This window comes from Amycolatopsis sp. NPDC114504 (assembly GCF_055633595.1).
The window spans coordinates 650,754-669,861 of the sequence record NZ_JBVKDU010000003.1 but is presented as its reverse complement, the minus strand read 5'-3'; the positions used below and the strand labels follow the sequence as shown (position 1 = coordinate 669,861).

At 71.9% G+C, this 19,108-nt stretch carries 18 protein-coding genes and 1 tRNA gene; 5 read left to right on the top strand and 14 right to left on the bottom strand.

Annotated elements, in window-relative coordinates; translation table 11 throughout:
* Positions 1–6: 6 nt before the first annotated feature.
* The 4 genes from ACZ7PG_RS24510 to ACZ7PG_RS24495 form a co-directional block, all read right to left on the bottom strand.
* The gene (locus tag ACZ7PG_RS24510; protein WP_470241417.1) at positions 7–546 is read right to left on the bottom strand and encodes a hypothetical protein; all 540 of its coding nucleotides are present in this window, start codon (positions 544–546) and stop codon (positions 7–9) included.
* 192 nt (positions 547–738) lie between these two features.
* Positions 739–921, bottom strand: a complete 183-nt coding sequence (locus tag ACZ7PG_RS24505; RefSeq protein WP_470241416.1) for a hypothetical protein — start codon at positions 919–921, stop codon at positions 739–741.
* Positions 922–1,055: 134 nt separating this feature from the next.
* Entirely contained in the window at positions 1,056–1,943 is an 888-nt protein-coding gene (locus ACZ7PG_RS24500; protein ID WP_470241415.1) for a hypothetical protein, read from the bottom strand.
* 49 nt (positions 1,944–1,992) lie between these two features.
* Positions 1,993–2,886 (bottom strand): AraC family transcriptional regulator, encoded by an 894-nt coding sequence (locus tag ACZ7PG_RS24495; RefSeq protein ID WP_470241414.1) that lies wholly within the window; start codon positions 2,884–2,886, stop codon positions 1,993–1,995.
* A gap of 141 nt (positions 2,887–3,027) precedes the next feature.
* Between ACZ7PG_RS24495 and ACZ7PG_RS24490 the strand changes: the two genes are divergently transcribed.
* Positions 3,028–4,107 carry an aldo/keto reductase gene (locus tag ACZ7PG_RS24490; protein ID WP_470241413.1) on the top strand — a complete coding sequence of 360 codons (1,080 nt, stop codon included), beginning with the start codon at positions 3,028–3,030 and terminating at the stop codon, positions 4,105–4,107.
* Here the strand turns inward: ACZ7PG_RS24490 and ACZ7PG_RS24485 are convergent.
* Positions 4,101–4,850: an NAD(P)-binding domain-containing protein gene (locus ACZ7PG_RS24485; protein WP_470241412.1), complete on the bottom strand. Its 750-nt coding sequence runs from the start codon at positions 4,848–4,850 to the stop codon at positions 4,101–4,103. The two genes, ACZ7PG_RS24490 and ACZ7PG_RS24485, sit on opposite strands and share 7 nt — an antisense overlap.
* Positions 4,851–4,858: 8 nt before the next feature.
* Positions 4,859–5,776 (bottom strand): helix-turn-helix domain-containing protein, encoded by a 918-nt coding sequence (locus ACZ7PG_RS24480; protein ID WP_470241411.1) that lies wholly within the window; start codon positions 5,774–5,776, stop codon positions 4,859–4,861.
* Positions 5,777–5,846: 70 nt separating this feature from the next.
* Between ACZ7PG_RS24480 and ACZ7PG_RS24475 the strand changes: the two genes are divergently transcribed.
* Positions 5,847–6,794: a saccharopine dehydrogenase family protein gene (locus tag ACZ7PG_RS24475; protein WP_470241410.1), complete on the top strand. Its 948-nt coding sequence runs from the start codon at positions 5,847–5,849 to the stop codon at positions 6,792–6,794.
* A gap of 160 nt (positions 6,795–6,954) precedes the next feature.
* On the opposite strand, the gene ACZ7PG_RS24470 is transcribed toward ACZ7PG_RS24475, so the two are convergent.
* Positions 6,955–7,028, bottom strand: a tRNA-Leu gene (locus tag ACZ7PG_RS24470).
* 116 nt (positions 7,029–7,144) lie between these two features.
* On the opposite strand from ACZ7PG_RS24470, the gene ACZ7PG_RS24465 reads away from it, so the two are divergent.
* Positions 7,145–7,366, top strand: coding sequence for a DUF3618 domain-containing protein (locus tag ACZ7PG_RS24465; protein WP_470241409.1), 222 nt, complete (start codon positions 7,145–7,147; stop codon positions 7,364–7,366).
* Between the two features lie 4 nt (positions 7,367–7,370).
* Here ACZ7PG_RS24465 and ACZ7PG_RS24460 read toward each other — a convergent pair whose 3' ends face one another.
* Positions 7,371–7,832, bottom strand: coding sequence for a hypothetical protein (locus ACZ7PG_RS24460; protein ID WP_470242398.1), 462 nt, complete (start codon positions 7,830–7,832; stop codon positions 7,371–7,373).
* A gap of 209 nt (positions 7,833–8,041) precedes the next feature.
* Positions 8,042–8,599 (bottom strand): TetR/AcrR family transcriptional regulator, encoded by a 558-nt coding sequence (locus tag ACZ7PG_RS24455; RefSeq protein WP_470242397.1) that lies wholly within the window; start codon positions 8,597–8,599, stop codon positions 8,042–8,044.
* Positions 8,600–8,713: 114 nt separating this feature from the next.
* On the opposite strand from ACZ7PG_RS24455, the gene ACZ7PG_RS24450 reads away from it, so the two are divergent.
* Positions 8,714–10,171, top strand: a complete 1,458-nt coding sequence (locus tag ACZ7PG_RS24450; RefSeq protein WP_470241408.1) for a flavin-containing monooxygenase — start codon at positions 8,714–8,716, stop codon at positions 10,169–10,171.
* A 57-nt stretch (positions 10,172–10,228) separates the two neighbouring features.
* Here the strand turns inward: ACZ7PG_RS24450 and ACZ7PG_RS24445 are convergent, their stop codons facing one another.
* From ACZ7PG_RS24445 to ACZ7PG_RS24435, 3 genes are all read right to left on the bottom strand, one after another.
* Positions 10,229–10,699, bottom strand: coding sequence for a helix-turn-helix domain-containing protein (locus ACZ7PG_RS24445; protein WP_470241407.1), 471 nt, complete (start codon positions 10,697–10,699; stop codon positions 10,229–10,231).
* Between the two features lie 253 nt (positions 10,700–10,952).
* The gene (locus ACZ7PG_RS24440; protein WP_470241406.1) at positions 10,953–12,608 is read right to left on the bottom strand and encodes an LCP family protein; all 1,656 of its coding nucleotides are present in this window, start codon (positions 12,606–12,608) and stop codon (positions 10,953–10,955) included.
* Between the two features lie 144 nt (positions 12,609–12,752).
* Positions 12,753–14,915 carry a phospholipase A2 gene (locus ACZ7PG_RS24435; protein ID WP_470241405.1) on the bottom strand — a complete coding sequence of 721 codons (2,163 nt, stop codon included), beginning with the start codon at positions 14,913–14,915 and terminating at the stop codon, positions 12,753–12,755.
* 162 nt (positions 14,916–15,077) lie between these two features.
* Here ACZ7PG_RS24435 and ACZ7PG_RS24430 point away from each other — a divergent pair, with 162 nt between their 5' ends.
* On the top strand, positions 15,078–15,974 hold the full coding sequence (locus ACZ7PG_RS24430; protein ID WP_470241404.1) for a hypothetical protein: 897 nt from the start codon (positions 15,078–15,080) through the stop codon (positions 15,972–15,974).
* Here ACZ7PG_RS24430 and ACZ7PG_RS24425 read toward each other — a convergent pair.
* Positions 15,952–17,424, bottom strand: a complete 1,473-nt coding sequence (locus ACZ7PG_RS24425) for a sensor domain-containing diguanylate cyclase (RefSeq protein WP_470241403.1) — start codon at positions 17,422–17,424, stop codon at positions 15,952–15,954. The two genes, ACZ7PG_RS24430 and ACZ7PG_RS24425, sit on opposite strands and share 23 nt — an antisense overlap.
* A 330-nt stretch (positions 17,425–17,754) precedes the next feature.
* Positions 17,755–18,969, bottom strand: a complete 1,215-nt coding sequence (locus ACZ7PG_RS24420; RefSeq protein ID WP_470241402.1) for an MFS transporter — start codon at positions 18,967–18,969, stop codon at positions 17,755–17,757.
* Positions 18,970–19,108: the final 139 nt, after the last annotated feature.

The window sequence follows — 19,108 nt, the reverse complement described above, 5'->3', positions numbered from 1 at the left end:
GTAACGTCAGGCGGGTCCGCAGTAGGTGACCGCGGCGGCCTCGGTCGCGCTCGGGCGGATCTGCAGCCGCAGCTGCGTCGGCTCCTGCGGTACCGCGAAGGCCAGCGTGACGTGCACCGAGCGGCCGGGCAGGACGTCCTTGCCCGCGTCGGTGATGCCGGTGAACCCCTGGGTCGTGTCCACGACCTGCTTGACCGGGGTGCCCGCCGAGGTGGCGGCGACGGTGAGGCCCGAGAGCTTGTACGTCGTCGCGCCGTCGTTCGTCAGCTCGACGTCGAAGGCCGCGCCGCGCGGGCTGCTCGGGTACGCCGATGCGCTGGGCTTGAACGACTCCGGCGAGCCGACCGAGATGGTGACGCCGCTGGCGAACCGGTGGTCGGCGCCGAACTTGAGGTCGTTGCCCGCCTGCGCCGCGCTGGCGCCCGCCTGGCCGCCGCCCGCCCCGAGGGCCGCGGTCCCGTCCTTTGCCGAAGGGACCCCGCACGCCACCGCCAGGGAAAGCAGTCCTGTGGTGAACATGATCTTGCATGTGCGCGCGAGCGCCATCGCAGGTACTCCAGTCGGCGGGTCGGGGGTGCCGTTCGGCAACGGGGCGTGCCGGGCGAACCCGCTCCACTCTGGCCGTGATCGCGCGTGGTTACGAGCGGACACGGGGGGTTGTCGCGCACCTGGTGCCGCGCCGTGGCCAATCCGTGACCGGAACGGCACGGGTGGTGACAATCACCGCCGACATGCCACTTAAACGGCGAGTGCGAACAGCAGGATGAAGATCGCCACGCCGGCCACCCAGGCGGCCATCAACCAGCCGAAATCCCGGATGGGGTCGACCGCGCGGCTCTCCTCGCCGGGCACGTAGACGCCACGCTCCTCGAACCAGTCGGCCCAGCGGGTGAACCAGCTCAACGGGTTGCGCGACGACATGCTTCACCTCCGGGCACCGGCCTACCCGTCACAGTACGGGTACGGCCGTGCTCGCCGGAAGGCGAGTGACCGCTCACCGCCCGTGACCTGACGTGCCACGGGCGGGTGAACGCCGACGTCTCTCGTGTAGATCTTCAGAGTGCTTCGTTGCGCTGCAGGATCGAGACCGCACGGACGGTCGCGTAACCGCTCCACTCGAGCTCCGCCGCGGGCGAATAACTGGCGAAGTCGACCCGCCAGCCGCCGTCGTCGTGCTGCTCACCGGCGAGCCGCCGCAGCTCCGCGTCGATCACGTCGTCCTTGAACAGCGCGCGGGCCGGGCGGTCCGGCAGCGGCGCGAAGTCCAGTGCGCGCAGGGTTTCCCCCGCCGAGCCGCCGGCCACCGGGACCAGGCCGTCGGGGGAGACGAACGGCGCCAGCCGGTCCAGCAGCGTCGCCGCTTCGGCGTGGAAGTCGTGGGCCGCGTCCACGAAACCCACCGCGAACGACAGCGCGATCGCGTGCGGCGCCTCGGTCAGCGCACGGATTTCGCGGAAGCAGTACTCCGTCGCCGCGGCGAGCCACGGGTGTTCGCGCACGGCCCGGTCGTGGCGGGCGACGCGCAGGGCGACACTCGCGGCGAACGCCGTGCTCTGCAACGCGGCCCGCGTCGGATCGGCCTGGACCCAGAAGGGCGCGCAGCCCGCCGGGTCCGCCACGGGCAGGGCGAACGGCAGGCCGCCGTCCGGGGTGGAGACCGAAGCGAGCCAGTCGCAGAGCCGGGCCGCGTGCGGGGAGGTGACCGGCCCGATCTCGTCGAACACCTCGAAGGCGTGGAGGGCGCCGCCGGGCTGGCTCTCCGGCGCCCGCAGGTCGGGCTCGAGGCCCCAGCCGTAGCCCCCGTCGGGATTGCGGTAGCCGTCGACGGCGGCCAGCACGGCGTCAGCGCCGGTCTCGCCGCTGAGCAGCTCGAAGCGGCGTCGGTCCAGGAGCCGGGCGTGCGTCGCCATGAACGACGCCGCCGCGGAAAGGTTCACAGCCATGCGGTCAGCGTCGCACCGTCGCGGCCGCGGGTCTTGAACGGATCGGACCTCACGGCAACCGCGGCCCGGCCGGGGCGACGGCCGCGCGCAGCCGGGCCGCGTCCTGGCCGGGCGGGGCGCCGAACAGGCGGCGGTACTCGCGGTTGAACTGCGACGGGCTGTCGTAGCCGACGAGGTGCCCGATGCCCGCGACGTCGCCCGCGTCGGCCAGCAGCAGCGAGCGCGCCTCCTGCAGGCGGATGCGCTTCTGGAACTGCAGCGGGCTCATCGCCGTGACCGCGCGGAAGTGCCGGTGGAACGCCGACGGGCTCATCCCGCTCAGCTTCGCGAGCTCGTCGACCCGCATCGGCTCGGCGTGGTTCTCGCGGATCCACCGGATCGCCCGGCCGACGTGCGCCAGCCCGCTGTCGGCCAGGCCGATCTGACGGAGCAGGCCGCCATGCGGGCCGGTCAGCAGCCGCCAGAGGATCTCCCGCTCGATCAGCGGGGCGAGCACGCGCGCGTCGGCGGGGTGGCCGACCAGCCGCACCAGCCGGACGACGGCGTCGAGCAGCTCGGGGCTCGCGTCCCCGGTCGCGATCGGCGACGACGGCGGGGTGCGCGCGAACCGGCCGGGCGGGGCTTCGAGCAGCAGCGGGGCGATGGCCGCGGGCCGCAGGGCCAGCCCCACGCCCAGCGCCGGCGTCTCCGGCGTCGCGCCGACGAAGTGGCCGGTCACCGGCAGATCGGTGCTGACCAGCAGGTACTGCCCGGCGCGGTACTCGTGCACCTGCTCGCCGAGCAGCAGGCGCTTGCCGCCCTGGACCATGACGACCAGGAGCGGCTCGGCCAGCGAGTGGTGCGGCTCGCTGGTGTCCACTTCGGACAGCAGCAGGCCCGGGATCGGCGTGCGCAGGTCGGCGCGCGCGTGGGTGGCGACGAGGTCGCGGAGCTCGGTCAGCACCTCCTCAGGGAAGCACGCCGGTTTGTTGCTGGCAATCGAAGTCGAGCGGATCGTGCAAGAGGCAGAGTCGATCGATCTACCGTCGAGCTGGGGTTTCGCGGTTTCCTGGTGGTGGTCAATCCGACACCTGAGGAGAGTTCCATGTCACTCGACCACTACGTCACCCTCGGCCGGTCCGGGCTGCGCGTCAGCCCGTTCGCGCTCGGCGCGATGACCTTCGGCGAGGACCCCGGCGGCGCGGGCTGCAGCGTCGAAGAGTCCGAGAAGATCCTCGAGACCTACCTCGACCTCGGCGGGAACTTCGTCGACACGGCCAACTTCTACACGAACGGCCACTCGGAGAAGATCCTCGGCGACTTCTTCGCGGCGCGGCCGGGCCTGCGCTCGCACGTGGTCCTCGCGTCGAAGTTCTTCGGCAACATGCACCCGGGCGACCCCAACGGCGGCGGCGCGGGACGCGCGTCGATCATCGCCCAGCTCGAGGAGACGCTGCGGCGACTGCGGACCGACCACCTCGACCTGTACTGGCTGCACAACTGGGACCGCCACACGCCGATCGAGGAGACCCTGCGGACCCTCGACGACCTCGTGCGCGCGGGCAAGATCCGCTATATCGGCTTCTCGAACACTCCGGCGTGGGTCACCGCGCAGGCCCAGACGACGGCGCTGCTGCGGGGCTGGACGCCGCTGGTCGCGCTGCAGGTGGAGTACTCCCTGCTGGCGCGGACGGTGGAGGGGGAGCTGGCGCCGTTCGCGCTCGACCAGGGCATCGCGCTGACGCCGTGGAGCCCGCTGAAGAACGGGTTCCTGTCGGGCAAGTACCGGCGCGACGGCGCCGTCGACTCGGCGCGGGCGGCCTTCGTCGGCGGCCCGACGGAGGAGGAGTTCGCCGTGATCGACGTGGTGGCCGCGATCGCGTCGGAGCTGGACACGACGTCCGCGGCGGTGTCCTTGGCGTGGCTGCGGGCCCGGCCGGGCACGGTGGTCCCGATCGTCGGCGCCCGGCGGCTGGAGCACCTGACCGGCAACCTCGCGGGGCTGGACGTGACGCTCTCGCCGTCGGACTTGGCGCGCCTGGACGAGGTTTCGGCCCCGACGCTCGACTACCCGGCCCCGATGCACGGCGCCCAGCGCGCGATGCTCCAGTTCGCGGGCACGACGGTCGACGGCGAACCGTCCACTGTGTACCCGCCGCTGCTGCAGAGCGACGTCCGCTACTGACTCTTGAGGCGGGCCAGGACTTCGTCGAGGCCTTGCCGCGTCGGGGCGTCCCGCATCGCGGCTCGGAACTGCTCGTTGATCCCGCCGGGTGTCTCGTGCTTGCGCGCCAGCTCTTCGAGGGTGCCGTCGTGGCCGGCGAGGGTGCGGCCGAGTTCGCCGTAGACGTGGGCGATGTAGCCGTCGGCGTCGGCGGGCGTGACGCCGTGCTCGGCCATCCAGCCCGCGATCGTGGCGAGCTGGCCGAGGTGCGCGGCGAAGGTGGCGGTCGCGGCGCTGAAGGTGTCGAGGGTCGCTTCGTCCGCGGGGACGACGACGTCACCGACGCTCTCGAGGAGCGCCCGCGCATCGACGTCGTCGGGGTACATCGCGGTGCGGCTGGCGCGGCGGCTCGCGGTCGGCAGCGGGATGGACCGGACGATCCGCGTGGCCGGCGCGACCCACTCCTCGAGCCGGTCCAGGTGCACCCCGGCGACCGCGCTCACCACGACGTGCTCCGGCCGGAAGGTGATTTCCCCCAGCACTTCCCGGACGACCTGCGGCCGCACGGCGACGACGACGGTGGTCGCGTTGTCGAGCACTTCCTGGTTGCTGCCGCACACCCGCACGTTCGGGAACCGGGCGGCCAGGTCGTGCGCGATGGCGTGGTTGCGCGGGGAGAGGAACACCCGCGGTGCCCCGGTGCTCAGGCCTTCGACGATGGCGGCGGTGAGCTCGCCGGTGCCCAGGAACCCGTACGACTGCATGGCGAACCCTAACCGCGGAAGGTGCGCCGGTAGGTGTCCGGGGGCACGCCGACCGTGCGGTTGAAGTGCCTGCGCAACGTCGTCGCCGTGCCCATGCCGACGGCCGCCGCGATCGTGTCGACTCCCGAGTCCGTCTTCTCGAGCAGCTCCTGCGCCCGGCGGATCCGCTGGACCAGCAGCCACCGCAGCGGGGTCGTGCCCGTCGCGGCGTGGAAGTGGCGGGTCAGGTGGCGGGTGCTGACCTTCGCCTGCTTGGCCAGGTCCTCCACCGTCAGCGGCTGGTCGAGCCGCGCGGTGATCCACGGGAGCAGCGCGGCGAGCGGGTGGTCGTCCCGGGCGGGGACCGGGGCCGGCACGAACTGGGCCTGCCCGCCGGCGCGGTGCGGAGGCACGACCAGCCGGCGGGCGACCGCGTTGGCGGCCGACGGGCCGTGGTCGGCGCGGACCAGGTGCAGGCAGAGGTCCATCGCGGCGGCCTTGCCCGCCGACGTCAGCACGCTGCCGTTGTCGACGTACAGCACGTCCGGATCCACCGTCACCCGCGGGAACCGGGCGGCGAGGACGTCGGTGTGCGCCCAGTGGGTGGTCGCGCGGAGGCCGTCCAGCAGGCCGGCCGCGGCCAGCACGAACGCGCCCGTGCAGAGCGACGCCACCCGCGCGCCGGCCGCGTGCGCCGCCCGCACCGCCTCGACGAGGTCGGCCGGCGGGTCCGCGTCGACGTCGGCCCAGCCGGGCACGATCACGGTGCCGGCGCGCGCGAGCCGGTCGAGCCCGCGGTCGGGTTCGAGGAGGAACCGCCCGACCCGCACCGGGCCCGAGCCGCAGACGGCGAAGTCGTACCGCGGATCCTCGCCGAACACTTCGGACGCGATCGTCAGCTCGAAGGGCAGCATCCCGTCGGTGGCGGCGAGCGCGACTGCGTGCATGTCCGAAAGTGTACGCATCCCGTCGTTCCGGACACTGTCGCCGGCGCGCAGCCGTCACGAAGATGGATTCATGACTTCGGTACTGGTGTACGGCGCCTACGGGCACACAGGTCGTTTCGTGGTGGCGGAGCTGCGCAGCCGCGGCTTCGAGCCGATTTCGTCCGGCCGTGACGCGGCCAAGCTGCCCGGCGGCCGGCCCGCTTCGGTCGGCGACCCGGCCGCCCTCGACCGCGCGCTGGACGGCGTCGCGGCGTTGATCAACTGCGCGGGCCCGTTCGCGGCGACGGCCATCCCCCTGATCGAGGCGGCGGCACGCGCCGGCGTCCCGTACGTCGACGTCGCGGCCGAGATCGAAGCCAACCTGGACACGTTCGCCCTGGAGGTGGACACGGTGGTGGTGCCGGCGATGGCGTTCTTCGGCGGCCTGGCCGACCTGCTGGCGACGGCGGCGATGGGCGACTGGCGGTCGGCGGACGAGATCCACGTGGCGTACGCGCTCAGCAGCTGGCGCCCGACGGCCGGGACGCTGAACGCGGGTCAGGTGTCCCGCGAACGCCGCGACGGCCGCCGCGTCCGTTACGCGAACGGCCGCCTGGAGCACCGCGACGACGCCCTGCCGACGCTCGACTGGACGTTCCCCGAGCCGCTGGGCGCCCAGCCGGTCTTCGGCGAGTTCTCGATGGCCGACATCGTCACGATCCCCCGTCACCTGACGGTTCCCAGCGTGACGAGCTACATGACGGTCAACGCGGCCAAGGACCTGTTCGCGGGCGGAGAGCGCGACTCGGCCGAGAGCTTCGTGGTCGACGTGGTGGTCCGCGCGAACGGCGAAGAGCGCCGGGCGACCGCCCGCGGCGAGGACATCTACGCGGTGAGCGCACCACTGGCGGTGGAGGCGGTGGACCGCATCCTGAGTGGACGGACGAAGGTGAAGGGCGTCGCGGCGGCGGGGGAGATCTTCGACGCGAAGGACTTCCTGCGGGCACTGGCACCGCACGTCACGGTCGAACTGCCCTGAGCCAAGGAAACCCACAGCCGACGACCAAAGGTGACCGCGGCCGGGGGTCCGGGGGCGGAGCCCGCCGGGCGGGGTCTGGGGGTCGCACCCCCAGGAGATACGACGAAGCGAGGGAGCCCGGCGAAGGCGCGAAGCGCGGAGAAGGGGCTCATGAGCGGAGTGGGCCCGGAGAGACTCGAACTCTCACTGGCACGGACCTAAACCGTGTGCCTCTGCCAATTGGGCTACGGGCCCGCTGCAGGCTACGGGCCCGCTGCAGGAGGAAGCGTAGCGTGCGGCGTGGCCCCTGCGGCGGCGGTGGGGCGGTCGACTAGGTTGGGGCCTGGAAGTCACTGCGGCGAGGAGGACACGTGGCCCGCGATCCCGAGACGATCGAGCGTGAGATCGAGCAGGCCAGGACTGCTCTGGCGGCGACGCTCGATCAGCTGACCGTCAAGGCTGACCCGAAGAAGCTCGCGGACGCGGCGAAGAACGGTGTGCGCGCGAAGCTGGACAACCCCAAGGTCAAGTACCCGCTGATCGGCGGGGGCATCCTGGTGCTCGTCCTGCTGGTGCGCAAGCTCCTCAAGTAAGCGCTCAGGCGCGGGCCTGCTCCGCCGTCTTCTCGGCGGCGGGGGCGGGCTCGGCCGCCGGCTTGCTTTCCTCGACGGCCTTCGGGAGCTGCTTGCTCGGCGGCAGCTGCGGCTTCTTCTCCGAAGCCGCCGAAGCCGCCGGAGCCGCCGGCGCCACGGCCGGCTCCTTCTCGGTGGTCTGCTGCTTCGGCACGCTGCCGGGCGGCGGGACCTCGAGCGGCGCTTGCTTCGGGAGCGTCAGCCGGGCCGTCATGTAGGTCTGGGTGAATTCGAGCGCACTGCCGTTGAGCAGGTGCACGACCGTGTTCCGGCCGTCGCCGCCGAGCTCCTCGACCAGCTGGTCGGCCCGGTCGCGCGCGGCGATGATGCCGGGCGCGCGAGCGGTCAGCTCCTTGCCGCGGCCGCTGACCGTGATCGCCCAGTCGGCGTCCTCGCGGACGTACGCCGCCGTGATCGCTTCCACCATCTGCCTCACGCCCCTCTCGATGCCTTACACAACCGTGACGCGGTCGTCGCGATTCCATGACGCTGCTTTCGGATCACGTTGTCCGCGCCCCCTCTCGGTCGTGAAGGTCCAGCACACTTTCTACCGTGTCTTCAGTACCGTAGAGCAACTCTGTGTCACACGACACGACAGCGCTGAGTAACGACCGAATGGCCTAATGCACGCGCAGGTTACCGTGCACGGCTCCGCAGGCCGCTCCACAGCACGTCCATGGCGTATTCGGTGGCCATTTCGGGGCTCACCTCATCGTGTCGCTCGCACCAGATCGCGAGCCGTTCGCACGCCCCGACCACGAATTCCGCGGCCGCTTCGGCCCGCAGGTCGTCGCCGCTGTCGAAGTAGCCGCTCATCAGCGCGGCGATCAGGTCGGTCTGCTGGCGCCGGGTCTCCTCGACCTCGTCCGCGGCCGGCGTGCCGATCAGTGCCATCTCGTGGCGCAGCAGCGACCACGCCTGACGCCGCTCCCGGATGAAGACGAAGAAGGCCAGCAGGCCGCGGCGCAGCGCGTCCTCGGCGGTGGTCGCGCCGACCGTCGCCTGCTCGGTGACCTCACGCAGGATCGACCGTGACTCGCGGATGCAGGCCAGCAGCAGGCCTTCCTTCGAGTTGAAGTACTCGTAGAGCATCGGCTTCGAGACGCCCACCAGTTCGGCGATCTCGTCCATGGACGCCGCCGCGTAGCCGCGCGCCGAAAAAACCTGCTCGGCGACCTCGACCATCTGCCGCATCCGCTCGGCCCGGGGCATGCGCTTGCGCTTCGCGGTGGTCACGAGGAACACTCTACCGGTAGTAACCTACTCTGAGTAAGCTGGACGACGAGTAACAGGAAACCGGGAGGCGCGATGGGCAACCGCACGGAGACCGGGGTCGTCATCGTCGGGACGGGGTTCTCCGGTCTCGGAATGGCGATCCAGCTGCGCAAGGAGGGGCGTGACGACTTCGTCATCCTCGAGAAGGCGCACGACGTCGGCGGCACGTGGCGCGACAACAGCTACCCCGGGTGCGCCTGCGACATCCCGTCGCACATGTACTCGTTCTCCTTCGAGCAGAACCCCGGCTGGTCGCGGGCGTACTCGCCGCAGCCGGAGATCTGGCGGTACATGCGCGAGGTCGCCGACAAGCACGACCTGCGGCGCTTCGTCCGCTTCGGCCAGGAGATGACCGGCGCCCGCTGGGACGCCGACGAGAACCGCTGGCACGTCACCACGCGGGGCGGCGACGAGTTCGTCGGAAACGCACTGGTCGCCGGGGTCGGGGCCCTGCACCTGCCGCAGATCCCGGAGCTGCCCGGGATCGAGGACTTCGCGGGCCCGGCGTTCCACTCGGCGCGGTGGCGTCACGACGTCGACCTGAAGGGCAAGAAGGTCGCCGTGATCGGCACCGGCGCCAGCGCGGTCCAGTTCGTGCCGAAGATCGCGCCGGACGTCGAAGAGCTGACGCTGTTCCAGCGCACGCCGCCGTGGATCATGCCGAAGGCCGACCACGAGATGTCCGGGCGCACGCGCGCGCTGTTCAAGGCGTTCCCGCCGGCCCAGCGCGCCTACCGCAACGTCCTGTACTGGCTGCTCGAAGCGCGCGCGATCGGCTTCAACGGCCAGTCGTGGGTGATGAAGCTCGGCCAGCGACTGGCCAAGCGCAACATCGACCGCGCGATCACCGACCCCGCGTTGCGGCGCAAGGTGACGCCGGACTACACCATGGGCTGCAAGCGCGTGCTCATCTCCAACGACTACTACCCGGCGCTGGCCCGGGACAACGTCGACGTCGTCACCGACAGCGTGCGCGAGGTCCGGGAGCACAGCGTCGTGGACGCCGCGGGGGTCGAGCACGAGGCCGACGTCATCGTCTACGGCACCGGTTTTCACGTCACCGACGCCTTCGACGACCTGGAGATCGTCGGGCGCGACGGGCGCAACCTGGGCAAGGAGTGGGCGACCGAGGGGATGCGGACGCACCTCGGGATCACCGTCGCCGGCTTCCCGAACCTGTTCTTCCTGCTCGGCCCGAACACCGGCCTCGGCCACAACTCGGTCGTCTTCATGATCGAGGCGCAGATCTCCTACGTCGCCGAGGCGCTGCGGCTGGCCCGCGGCCAGGCCATCGAGCCGAAGCCCGAGGCGCAGGAGCGGTTCAACACCGCGATCCAGCGCAAGCTGGCGAAGGGGATTTGGACGCGCGGGGGCTGCAAGAGCTGGTACCTGGACGCGAAGGGCGTCAACCGGACGATCTGGCCGGGCTTCACCTGGCGGTACTGGCTGGACACGCGGAAGGTGCGTCGCGAGGACTTCCGGGTCGGCTGAGGGTCGTGAGTGAGAAACAGTGTTCTAACCCTGTTTCTCACTCACGACCGCGGCGGATCAGCGGGAGACGTAGCGGCGGAGGCGGCCGATCAGGTCCACGGTCGGCAGCTCGCACAGTTCGGCCATGCGCTCGAGCGCCGGCAGGTCGAGCGCGACCTCGGCGGCACCCTGCTCGCCGGCCTGCCGCAGCCGGTCTTCGGCCCAGCGGCGCAACGGCTGCAGGTCGGCCGACGCGTCGGCGACGACCTTGCGCAGGTCGACGCGGACCCGGCCGGGCTCGTCGACGAAGACCCGGCGGTGCACCTTGGCCAGCAGGTCCTGGGGCAGCTCGTCCATCGCGACGCACAGTTCGACCAGGCGCACCACCGAGCACTGTCTGGTGCCCAGTTCGTAGGTGGCCAGCGTCTGCAGCGAGATCTCGCTCTGCAGGTGCTGGTTCAGCTCCTTGCGCGTCCATCCTCGGCTGCGCCTGAGCTTGCGGAGCTCGTCTCCGAGTATCCGCTGATAGTCCTCAGCGTCGATCAGCACATCAATGTCCCCTGCCGTGCTCTCCCGCGGCACCCTCACGGTGGTGACAACATTCCCGTGCAGGTGCACCCTCACGTTGTATGTAAGTGCGCGAGAGCCCGGCCCTTACGCGATTCCGGGCATGTCTTTGATACCGATTGCGCGAGTTAGGCCGATCGGGTTAACGGCAGGGTGGCCGTGCGTGCAATTTGCAGTGTGCAGGCGACTCAAGCGATCGCAGTGTCCCTGATGGACGGTCCGGGGACCGGCGTCGTCAGTTGACGCAGGGGACGCCTTCGGCGGTGATCGGCTTGTCCTCGGCCGCGGTCGGCGGCGGGGCGGCGGCCTGCGAAGGCGAGCCCGCGGCCGCGCCGGAACCGGCGCCCGAGTCGGCGCTCGTGCCCTGGTAGTCCGAGCCGAGGAACACCATCACGTGCCCAGCCTGGACGCTCTTGTCCTCTTGGATCGTCGGCGAGCCGCCGAGCGCGTCCGCGACGGCCTGGCCCTTGTCCTTGCCGCCCTTCGGCACCCAGATGACCGTGGTCTTGCGCGAGGTCGAGTTCGCCGTGTCGCCGGAGGTGAAGCCCTTGGCGTCGAGGGTCTTGGCGACGCTCGCGGCCAGGCCGGTCTTGCCGGAGGCGTTGCGGACGTCGACCGTGGTCGCCTTGTTCGCGGGGTCGGCCTGGTCCGCCGGCGGGGCCGTCTGGCCCGGCTGCGGCCCGGCGAGGCTCTGGACGAACTGCTTCACCTCGGCGGGGTCGACCTGGATGGCCGTGCCGTCCTCGGGGGTCTTGTACTCGATGTTCTTCACCGGGATGGTCCGGAACTCGAGCTGGCCGCCGGTCAGGCCCTTCATCTGCTGGGCGAACCCGAAGACGTCCCAGTTCTGGTTGAGCACGACCGACTTCTTGATGGCGTCGATCAGGTCGGACAGCTTGCCCGGGTTGGTCAGCGTGCCGGCCGAGAGCACCTTGCGGGCCATGCCGGCCATGAACACCTGCTGGCGGACGACCCGGTCGAGGTCGCCGTTGGGCAGGCCGTGGCGCTGCCGGACGAACTCGAGCGCCTCGACACCGGAGATCGTGTGCTGCCCCTTGGTGAAGTTCGCGCCGGAGTACTGGTCCTTGACGTTGTTGTTCAGGCATACGTCGACGCCGCCGATGGCCTTCGTGATTTCGCTGAAGCCGAGCAGGTTGACGGCGGCGTAGTTGTCGATGGTCGACCCGGTGAGCTTCTCGATGGTCTCGATGAGCTCCTTCGCCCCGGCCTGGTTGGCCTGGACGTCGAGCTGCTTCGGGTCGGTGACGCCCTGCTTCTGCAGGTCCTTGCGGGCCTGCAGCATCGCGCGGGCGTACGCCGAGTTGATCTTGTGCTTGCCGTAGCCGGGGATGTCGACGTAGGAGTCGCGCGGCAGCGACATCGCGACGGCCTTGCTGCCGTCGTTCGGGATGTGCACGAAGATCAGCGAGTCGGTGTTGAGCTCGCCGTCGGAGTCGCCGGCGCGCAGCTGGTCGAGCACCTCGCGCGAAAGCGGGTTGCCCTGGGCGTCGGTCCGGCTGTCGAGACCGACCAGAAGGATGTCGCGAGCGCCGTCGGCGGGCTTGTCGCCACCGCCGCCGTCGCTGATCACGTTCGCGTAGTTCAGCCCGTTGACCAGGCCCTGCATGGCGGCCCACGCGTACCCGGTCAGGCCCATCACCAGCAGCGACACCACGGCCAGCGCGACCTTCGCGCCGCGGAAGGAGTTGCGGCGGGCCCGGGGGACCGGCCGCGGCTGGGGACGGCGAGGCGGGGGAGCCGTGCGACGCGCGTCCACCGGCTCGCGGCGGGGCGCCGGGCGGCGCGGTGGTGGGGTGCGCCGGCCTGGCTCGTCCGGCCGGGGACGGGCGGGGCGGCGGTCGCCTTGCCCGTTCCGAGGCGGGTGATCCACGCGGGCGACTCCTCACTGCTTCGATCGGTACTGCCAGGGGTTGGGACGCATGGTGCCTGCCCGTGGTTGCCGTAGCGTTACACATCCCCCTGTGAATGTGGCACGCACCACCCAGTTTCCCGCACGCCCGCCGGTTTCGCCTGGTCAGGACGTCGCATTTGCCGGTCTGCGGGCCGGCAGCAGGGTGCCCGCCGTCGCGAGCAGGGCGAACGCGGCCGTCGCCGCGTGGAGCGTGACGCCGAGGAGCTCGGACGTGCCGCCGCCGTCGGCGAACAGGAGCGAGGGCGCGCAGGCGAGCGCCGTGGTGAGCCAGGTGCCGGTCGCCGCGCCCGCGCCGAGCCGGATCGTGTGCAGCAGGAACACCCCGAGCAGCAGGTGCACCAGGCTCTGGATCGGGTCGAGCCGCAGGCCCAGCAGGTCGGCGTCGGCGGCCACCCCGCCGAAGCGGGTCAGCGCGAAGCCGAACACGCCGAGCGTGGCGTAGCCGATGCCGAACCCGGCCGCGGCCCTGGTCAGCAGCACCGCCCGGCGACCGGGGAGCTCGGCCGCGCGGGGCCGCCGGACGCCGTGGCCGTGCCGCTCGAACCACCAGAAGACCAGGGTCGCGGGCACCGCGAGCAGCCCGACCGCGACCAGCGTGCGCGGCCGGACCAGCCAGCTCAGCCCGTCGGCGATCCGGCCCGGGAGGTAGACGACGGCGACCAGCAGCAGCATCCCGGCGAGGAAGGCCAGGTAGAGGCTCATCGGCGCGCGCAGGACGAACCGGCTCGCGGCGGCGACGCGGGGGCGGTCGCCCAGCCGGGCGAGCGGGCCGGCCAGGAGCCCGAGCACGCCCAGCTGGACCTGGCCGAGCAGCAGCACGCCCCACGGCGGGGCCGAGAACGCCGCCGGGGCGCCCGGGCTGCCGAGCAGGACGGGTGGCCCGTCCCGCAGGACGCTCGCCACGACCAGCCCGGCGACCCCGGTCGCGGCGGCCGCGGCGAGCAGCCGTCGTGACGGGCGGACGCCGTCGGCGTGCGCGAAGGCGAGTTGCTGGGCGAGGAGCGCGAGGGCGAACGTCGCCGCGAAGCGGGGCAGCGGCGAGCCGGTCGCGTCGGCGGCGAGCTCGCCGCCGACGACCAGCGCGAGGAGCCCGGCCGCCGCGCTCACCGGGGCGCGGCGGTGCAGGGCCAGCAACGGGGGCGCGCAGACGATCGTCAGCAGGTAGACCCCGAGCAGCCACAGCGGGTGCAGCGCGATCCGCATGACCGTCGCGGTCGTCCCGGCCGGGATGCCGAGGAGCTCGAGCGCGAGCGGCGTCAGGAGGGCGACGACGGCGAAGATCAGCGCCGGGCGCAGCAGCGGGCTGGCGCGTTCGGCCAGGTAGTGGCGGTAACCGCCGCCGTCGGCCTGTTCGGAGCGCCAGCCGGCCGCGTTGGCGTGGCCGCCGGCGAAGAAGATCAGCGGGACGAGCTGGGCGAGCCAGGTCAGCGGCCAGACCGACACCTCGGGCGCTCCGGCCCACAGCGCGAGCGCCGTCACCGACTCGCCGACGAGCAGGAGGACGACCCCGGCGGTGCCGAGCAGCGCCCACCGGCTGACCGGCGCCGGGACGGCGGTGGTGCCGGTGGGAGCCGGGAGCCGCGGCTCGCGACGCGCGCGCAGCCAGCCGCGCAGCCGGACCACCAGCAGGCAGGCGATGACGAGCACGCCGGCGACCATGGGGCCGATCGGGTCGCCGACCGGCGGGCCCCAGCGCTGGTGCCACGAGTTGACGACCAGGCCGGCCGAATAGAACGACGCGACGACCCGGCAGGTGCCCGCGGAGTTCATCGGGTTGAGGTCGCAGGCGTGGTGCATGTCGTGCGAGAGCTGGTTGTCGAGGGCTTCGCGGACCTCCGGGCCGAGCGGGTGGCCCTTGCGGTCGGCGTAGCGCAGCAGGTCGTAGCCGAGGTCGTGGGCCTTGCACGGCACGGCGTAGTCCCACTTGGTGTTGTCGTCGCCCCACGGCGTCGAGCAGCCGCCGTCGACGTGGACGGCGCGGACCGTGCCGTCGCGGGCCGGCATCGCGCCGGGGGTGACGCCGCTGAGCGCGGTGAAGTCCTTCGGCAGCAGCGCGAGGGCGTCGGGGTGCGGGCCCGGGTGGACCAGCGCCTCGATCGCGTTCTGCGCGGCGAGCACGTCGCCGGTGGGCGGGCCCTGGTCCGGTGGGGCCGGCGGGCGCGAGGAGATCAGGCCGAAGGCGAACACGACCAGCAGGACCAGCAGCAACCAGCCGGACGTCGACCAGGGTCGGCGGACACGAGACGGCTCGGTCGGGGCTGGCATGGTCCCAGGGTGCCAGCCCCGTCACGGCGGCGACACGGGGCTAACCCCCCAGTCCGGTTCTGCCCGATCGGGTGGCGCGGGGGGCTGCCCCTTCTTACGTTCCGCGGCGGCGGTGCGCCCGTGACACTGGTCGCGGGGGTGCGGCGGACCAGGAGGCGTGCGGTGGGCTCGCGTTCGGTGCCTGTGGAGAACACGGTTTGCGCGTTGCACCGGCTGGCTCCGGGTGCCGCGCTGCGCCCGGTGTCCGCCGAGCTGGGGGTGCTGGCGGCCGCGTTGCGGGAGTGCTCGCCCGAGGAGCTGGCCGTCCGGTGTCCGGCGGCCGTGGTGCGGGTGGTGCTGGCCGCGCAGCTGCGGGCGCTCGGCCGGGCGATGACGGGGGTGTTCGGCCCGGAGGTCCGCGGCCCGGCGGCGGCCCGGCTGGTCCGGGCGGCGCGCTTCAGCGGGCGGTGCCGGGGAGCGCTGCTCGACCGGCTGAAGGCGGAGCCGGGACTGCGCGCGGCGGCGCTGGGCTGGGCGGAGGCGGCCGGCGGGCGGCTCCTCGCGGACGAGCTGCGCGGGGTCCCGCCGGTCCCGGACGGTGCGGACGGCCGGTCCGCGGCGGAGCTGGTGGTGGCCGCGTTGCTGCCGCGGCCGGAGGACGGTGGCCGGGAGGTCCTGGTGCCGCGGCGGGACGGTGTGCGGCGCCTCGGTTCCGCCGGCTTCCTCGACGTCCGCTCGGTGCGGGCCGGCGAGCGCGGGTTCCGGGTCGACGTCCGGGCCGATCCGCCGGTCGAGCTGGTGCGCGACGGCGCGAGCCTCGCCCTGCGCGCGCTGTGGTGGAACGGCCTCGGCCGGGTGAGTGACGACCTCGGCCACGAGTACCTCATCCTCGCCAAGGATCCGGACGGCACCGGCGTGGTCCGGCACTGGTGCCACCCCCGCCCGGCGCCGGGCGCCCGCGTGCTGCGGCTGGAGTCGGCCGGCTACCGCGGCGAGCGCCTGCGGCTGGACCCGGCCGCACCGGGGACGTCCGCCGAAGTGCTGGTGAAGCTCGAGCTCACGGTTCTCTTGGGGGCGTGACCGGCGCCGGTTCCGGGAGTCCGCCGCCCGGGGTGTCCGGCGCGAAACAGACCTGGTCGCGCCCGTTCTCCTTCGCCAGGTAGACCGCCGCGTCCGCCGACTGCAGCAGCCGCTCCAGCGTGTCGCCGTGGCGGGGGTGGCGGGCCACCCCGATCGAGGTGGTCCGGTCGGCGATCGTGGCCGGATCGCCGCGTTTGTCAGTGGTCACGATGTGCAACTTGGCGATCGCGACCCGTATCCGCTCGGCCGCGTCCCAGGTCGACTCCTCGTCGATGTCCGGGAGCAGAATGAGGAATTCCTCACCCCCGAAACGGCCGACCAAGTCACTCGGCCGCGTCACTTCGTCGAGGGTTTGCGCAACCGTCCGGAGCACGTCGTCACCCGCCGGATGTCCATAGGTGTCGTTAATCCACTTGAAGTGGTCGAGATCGACCATCAGCAGCGCCAGTTGATCACCCGATCGAGCGGTCCGTTCCAGTGCTCGCTCGGCCGACTCCGACCAGCCGCGCATGTTGAGAATCCCGGTTTTCGGGTCCGTCCGGACGTCGTTCTGCAGCTGGTCGAGTTCCGCGAGGCGATTGAAGACCACGGTGACCACGGCCATCACCGCCACCATCGGCGGCACGGCGGCGAGCAGGATCGCGGTCACCGCGCCGAGGCCGATGGTGATCGCTTCGAGGGTGTTGTCGGCGGGGCTGCCGAGCACGTTACGAACCGTGCGCCCGGCGGGGGAACCGAGCAGCAGGACCCCGCCCACGTACGCGATCTGGATGGCCTCGTAGATGGCCCCGGTGAGCACGATCGTGCCGAACTCGCGGAGGAAGCCGCTCCAGTCCGGCGGGCCCAGGAGGTGCGGTCCGAGCGAGGTGTAGGTGACGTGCGCGAGCGTGGCCGCGAGGCCGTGCGTGATCGACGAAAAAACGAAGTTGTGGGCGGGGCGGCGCGCGATGAACCAGTGCTGCGCCCGAATCACCGCGATGACGAAGAGAATCAGCGGAATCGGCAGGATCATCGCGGCGGAAAACGTCCAGACGGCGGTGAGGTCGATCAGGACCGTTTTCGTCCGGTTCCGTCGTCGTTCTTCCTGTCGCTGGGTCAGCTGAATGTGCACGGTGGCGCCCGCCGCCAGAATGGCGAAATTGATCCAGTCGTTTCCGGACGGAATCGGCGAGCGGGCGAAAGCGACGACCAGAATCGCGACCGCGACCGCTTCGGCGGCGAGCATGAACGCGATCTGCACCGGCCGGCGGCGCCACAGCGCCCAGTTGCGCGGCCGGTACGCGTGACCGGTCCGGGCGGTCGCGAGCGGACCACCGGTCGTGGTCGCCGACCCGTCCGTGGTCACGCCCTGTTCCGCCGCGCCATGGCCGAAGTCCTCGCCGGTGCCTGCCTGCCGCGTCGGCGCCGGCTCCTCCGGCGCGCCCGGCTCACCGTCCGGTCCTGGATGCAATTGGTCACCTCCTTTCCAGCCTAGCCGCCGTCTTGAGTAATCTCATCGGTACCTGGCAGAGTGTTCACACATTCCGCGGCCGGGTACCATCCCACAGCAACAGACCTGCCGAGGTCCCGGAGGAACTGCCGGGAACGCGGCGCAAAAGGTTCTGCGAGACTCTCCCCGCATGGAGGTGGCCCCCATGAGCAACCGCGACTTCTGAACCACCGTTGAATTGTCGCCCGCGACCCCCGCGAATGCGATTCATGATCTTGCGCACGGAGAGGTGGCATCCGATGGCCAACCGTGACTGGTGAACCGTCCCGGCCGGGAGATCCCGTTCCCCGCTCATGACGCCCGTGGCTCCGGTTCCGCTCCGCCGACCCGGCGCCAGGACAACGCGACCGGAACGGCCAGCAGCAGTCCCACCGCCCCCGCGAGCGCGATCGTCGCGTTCGCGGAACCGACCCATTGGGCCACCAGCCCGCCGATGCCGACGCCCACACCCTGGGCCACGCGCAGCCCGGTCCGGTAGAGCCCGCCGGCGCTGCCCCGGATGTCGTTGGGCACCCACGTGATGAACGTGGCCGAGACCGTGATGACATACGCGCCCGTCGCGCCGGCCAGCGCGAGCAGGATCAGCGCGAACGCGAGGTTCGGCTGCAGCGCGAAGGCCGCGAGCGCGGCCAGCGGCAGCGCGGCCAGCACCCCCAGCAGCCGTCGCCGGTGCTCCGTCGAGACGAACCGCGACAGCAGGAACGTCCCGACGACGAAGCCCAGCGGATCGGCGGCCAGCAGCCAGCCCACCGCCTGGTCGCCCGCGCCCAGCTGTGCGGCGAGCGGTGCGGCGAGGCCCTCCGGGATCACCGCGAGGCCGACGAGCCACGACAGGTAGAGCAGCACGCGGAGCCGTTCGTCGCCGAAAACCTGCCGGATGGCGCCGAACCAGGGGGCGCCCCCGTCCCCCGCGGCCGCTCGCCGCCGCACCATCAGCCGTACGGCGACGGCGGCGACCAGGAACGTCGCCGCGTCGATCGCCAGGGCCCACGACGTGCCGATTCCGGTCACCAGCAGGCCGCCGGCGGCCAGGCCGGCCAGCATCGCCGTGTTGTTCGTGATCCCCCGCAGGTCCTGGCTCTGCAGGTAGACGTCGTCGTCGGTGAAGATCTCCCGGCCGAGCGCGTTCTGCGCCGCGTTGCCCGGCGCGTTCGCCAGCCGGGCGAAGACGAAGAGGACGAACAGCCAGCCCATCGGCATGCCGGGCACGGCCATCAGCCCGATCAGCACGGCCTGCGCGAGCGAGCCGGTCACCAGCACCGCGCGGCGCGGGAACCGGTCCGCGAGCTGGGACAACCCGAGCCCGCCGGCGAGCGCGGGCAGGAACGTCAGCGAGTAGACGACGGCCGAGAGCAGCGGCGACCCGGTCCGGTCGAAGATCAGGATGGCCAGCGCGACGATGGTCAGCTGGTCGCCGAGCATCGACTGCGTTTCGGCGAACCACAGCGCGCGGAACTCCCGGTTGGCCAGGACGGCCCGGAAGCGGGGTGTCGCGCGCGTCGTCACCTCGTAACCACCGTCCCCCGATCGAGTGAATATGGATCGCCCGCATTGTGCCTCGCCAGTGACGACCCCGTCCGGGGGAGTCACTGTCGACCGCCCGGAAGCACTCACAGTATGCCGTCGACTACACGCCGATGTCATC